The 1,650-nt window shown below is 69.3% G+C and carries 1 protein-coding gene; it reads left to right on the plus strand.

From position 1 onward, the window contains the following. Positions 1–1,650, plus strand: a 1,650-nt coding sequence (locus tag IH13_RS41905) for a type I polyketide synthase (protein ID WP_031079875.1), incomplete at both ends; no start/stop codon positions are given.

The following is a 1,650-nucleotide window of genomic DNA, read 5'->3' on the forward strand; positions in this document are numbered from 1 at the left end:
CACCTCGACGCCCTGGCCGAAGGGCGGCGGGCCCGTGGCCTGACCGCCACCTCCATCGCCTGGGGGCCCTGGGACGAAGGCGGAATGGCCGAGGGAGAAGCCGCAGAGCACCTGCGTCGACGGGGTCTGATCGCCATGGCGCCGACCATGGCGATCGCTGGACTCGAGCAAGCTCTCGATGAGAGTGACTCCGTGATCACGGTCGCCGATGTGGACTGGCAACTCTTCACGCCGACGTTCACCGCCGTACGCGTGAGCCCACTGCTGAGGGAACTCACCGAGCTCGACGGATCCGGCTCTGCCGGTAGCCGGCCCTCCTCCCCTCCTGCCAGGTTCGGCGACCTTCCGGAGGTGGAGCGGGCCGCCGCGCTGCTCGACCTCGTGCGCCGGCAGGTCGCGTCGGTTCTGGGCCACCGGAACACGGCCAGGATCCCGGCGGACCGGGCGTTTCAGCAATTGGGGTTCGACTCCCTGACGGCCGTCGAACTACGGAACCTGCTGCAGAAGGAATCCGGTCTCGATCTGCCCACCACTCTTGTCTTCGACTGCCCGAACCCCGCTGCGCTGGCGGACTACCTTTGTGTGCGGCTCTTCGGTGCCGGAGAGCCCTCGTCAAGGACCGAGACGGGCACGTCCGTCACGGGCGACGACCCGATCGTCATCGTGGGCATGAGCTGCCGACTCCCCGGCGACGTCCGTACTCCGGAGGACCTGTGGTCCCTGCTGGTCGCGGAGGCCGACGGAATCACCGGCTTCCCGGTCGACCGGGGCTGGGCCGTGGACCCGAATGCCTCCTTTGCGCGCTTGGGCGGCTTCCTGCACGACGCTGCCTCGTTCGATGCCGAGTTCTTCGGGATCTCGCCGCGTGAGGCGCTGGCGATGGACCCGCAGCAGCGCCTGTTGCTCGAAGCGTCGTGGGAGGCGTTCGAGCGTGCGGGCATCGACCCGCTCTCCGTACGCGGCAGCCGCACCGCCGTTTTCGCCGGAGCCGCGAGCCAGGGATACGCATCGGGAGCGGACGCCGGTGAGGTGGAGGGCGTCGGCGGGCATCTCCTGACGGGCAACGCAACGAGTGTCCTGTCCGGTCGCGTCTCGTACGCCTTCGGGCTCGAAGGGCCGGCCGTCACGCTGGATACGGCGTGCTCGTCGTCTCTGGTGGCTCTGCACCTTGCTGCTCAGGCCCTGCGGTCGGGCGAGTGTTCGCTGGCACTGGTCGGTGGCGTGACGGTGATGGGCACTCCGGTGACGTTCTCGGAGTTCTCCCGGCAGGGCGGCCTTGCAGGGGACGGCCGGTGCAAGTCATTCGCAGAGGCTGCGGACGGCACGGGCTGGTCCGAAGGCGTGGGTGTGCTGTTGGTGGAGCGGCTGTCCGATGCGCGGCGCAACGGCCATGAGGTGCTGGCGGTGGTACGGGGCTCGGCGGTGAACCAGGACGGTGCGTCGAACGGTCTGACGGCACCCAACGGCCCGTCGCAGCAGCGGGTGATCCGAGAGGCGTTGCTGAACGCCGGCCTGTCGGCTTCCCAGGTGGACGCGGTGGAAGCGCATGGCACGGGTACTGCCCTGGGCGACCCGATCGAGGCGCAGGCAGTTCTCGCTACGTACGGGCAGGGGCGTGACGACGCACATCCGCTACACCTGGGCTCGCTG

The organism is Streptomyces sp. NRRL WC-3549 (assembly GCF_000721935.1).
In the GTDB taxonomy this organism is placed as follows: domain Bacteria; phylum Actinomycetota; class Actinomycetes; order Streptomycetales; family Streptomycetaceae; genus Streptomyces.